Source organism: Kitasatospora sp. NPDC059803 (assembly GCF_042732255.1).
Classification (GTDB): domain Bacteria; phylum Actinomycetota; class Actinomycetes; order Streptomycetales; family Streptomycetaceae; genus Kitasatospora.
The window spans coordinates 5621-7873 of record NZ_JBHWIJ010000360.1; the positions used below are offsets into that span (position 1 = coordinate 5621).

The 2253-nt window shown below is 71.5% G+C and carries 3 protein-coding genes; all 3 read left to right on the plus strand.

Annotated features, from left to right (window positions below; all coding sequences use genetic code 11):
* The first annotated feature begins 252 nt into the window (after positions 1-252).
* Positions 253-831, plus strand: a complete 579-nt coding sequence (locus tag ACFV6I_RS35260; protein ID WP_063347677.1) for a hypothetical protein — start codon at positions 253-255, stop codon at positions 829-831.
* Between the two features lie 640 nt (positions 832-1471).
* Positions 1472-1900: a 30S ribosomal protein S16 gene (gene rpsP, locus ACFV6I_RS35265; RefSeq protein ID WP_063347676.1), complete on the plus strand. Its 429-nt coding sequence runs from the start codon at positions 1472-1474 to the stop codon at positions 1898-1900.
* 2 nt (positions 1901-1902) lie between these two features.
* Entirely contained in the window at positions 1903-2142 is a 240-nt protein-coding gene (locus ACFV6I_RS35270) for an RNA-binding protein (protein WP_063347675.1), read from the plus strand.
* The last annotated feature ends 111 nt before the right edge of the window (positions 2143-2253 follow it).

Genomic DNA, 2253 nt, shown 5'->3' on the forward strand with positions numbered 1-2253 from the left:
CGCGCCCGCCCCCCTCCCCCCCCCCCGCCCCCGCCGCCCCGGCTCCGCGCGGCCGCGCCCCCCCCCCGGGCCGGGGCTGATGCGCCGCGCGCCCGCCGCGCGGCGCCCGCGCTAACCCGGCAGGGGGTCGGTCTTGCATCAGATCCGGAACGCGCAATTCGCGCGCGACCATGCATTCCTGGGAGTTCCCTGGGAATTCCCGAAGAACGAGAACATGCGGAACATCGGCTCGCACTCCATCGTTGGTCTAGCGTGAGCACGACACAGCCCCTCGTCCTCGCGGCCGAACTGGCCGCCGCCTGGAGTGACATCCAGGCCCACCACCAGGACCTCCCCGACCTGGCCTCGCCCGAGGCCCTGATCGGCGAATCCTCCTCGGCCTGTGGCACCCGGCTCGGTTTCGAGCGGCTCCTCCACGAGGCTGCCCACGGTCTGGCCGCGGCCCGGGACATCCGGGACACCTCGCGAGCCGGCCGCTACCACAACCGGCGCTTCCTGCTGCTCGCCTCCGAGCTCGGCCTGGCGCACCCGGTCGAACCGCACGCGAGCAGCGGCTTCTCCCAGGTGACCATGCTCAAGGAGACCCAGGAGCGGTACGCGGAGACCATCGAGCGACTGGACCGCGCCCTCGGCGCGCACCAGGAGGCGGTGGCCGGCGACGGTACGACGCGGGCCTTCCGCGGCCCGGCCGCCCGGCACGGTTCCTCCGGGGGCGGCGTCCGGGTCAAGGCGGTGTGCGGCTGCGGACGGAACGTCCGGGTCGTGCCGTCGGTGCTCGCCCAGGCGTCCATCGTCTGCGGCGCGTGCCAGCAGCCGTTCAAGATCTCGTGACCGATCGGTCCACCGGGACACCGGAGGACCGGGCGGTCGTCGGATCGGACGACCGGCGCGTCGGATGACCGGGGTGGCGGAAGACCGTCCTGCCGGGCGACCGGTGCGGCGGAGGACTGCTGGACCGGGAGATCGCTGAACCGGAAGACCGTTGGACCGGGAGATCGGTTGGGCCCGGAGATCGGTCAGACCGGGAGATCGGTCAGACCGGGAGATCGGCTAGGCCAGAACACCAGAAGACGGGGAAGGCCGGCGGACGGCTGTGCGGGCAGCGGATCCGGCCGGAACGAGCGGTACATCGGTGAGTTCGTGGGCGGACCGGGAGCGAGGGCTCCCGGTCGCGCCTTGTGAACGGGCCTGCGGAGACAGTCGGGGGGCGGCCCCCCTGAGGGTCTCGCGCGGCCCGCGGACAGCCGGGCGCGCGGCGCCGGGGTGCGGCTGAGAAGCAGCCGGGATGCGTCCTGCGGATGGCCGAGCGAAGGCGGTTCGCGCCGGTATGGCAGAATGGACAGCTGAGTACTCGGCAGCCGAGCAGGACCCCTCTCTCCTACGGCTGGCGTGTCCCTTGAACGGCCCACGGCGCAACCCCACGCGACGGCGCGGCCGCTCACCCACGTCGACACCAGGAGAATCCACTCCCGTGGCAGTCAAGATCAAGCTCAAGCGTCTCGGCAAGATTCGCTCCCCGCACTACCGCATCGTCGTCGCCGACTCGCGCACCAAGCGTGACGGCCGCGCGATCGAGGAGATCGGCATCTACCAGCCGACCTACAACCCCTCGAAGATCGAGGTCGACACCGACCGCGCCCAGTACTGGCTGTCTGTCGGCGCCCAGCCGACCGAGCCCGTGCTCGCCATCCTCAAGCTGACCGGCGACTGGCAGAAGTTCAAGGGCCTCCCGGCCCCGGCGCCGCTGCTGGTCGCCGAGCCCAAGGTCGAGGACTTCTCGCACCTGTTCGCGAAGGCCGTCGCCGGCTTCGAGGACGCCACCACCGGTGTTGCCATCACCCCGAAGGCCAAGAAGTCGGACAAGGTCGAGGCTGAGGCCGACGCCGCCGCCGAGGCCTGAGCGTGATCGAGGACGCCCTCGACCACTTGGTGAAGGGCATCGTCGAGCACCCCGACGACGTGCAGGTGCGCTCGCGCAACCTGCGTCGGGGCAACACCATCGAGGTGCGAGTGCACCCCGATGACCTCGGCAAGGTGATCGGCCGGGGTGGCCGTACGGCGCGCGCACTGCGCACCGTCGTCGGCGCCCTCGGCGGTCACAACGTCCGGGTCGACCTGGTCGACGTGGACAACATTCGCTGACACAGCTGCTCGTTCAGCCGTCAGGGCTTGTGAGGCGGGGCGCCGGGCCCCGTCAAGACCCCCGCGCGCGAGGGGGGAGATGAGCGCGGGAGCAAATAAAACCACCCCGAT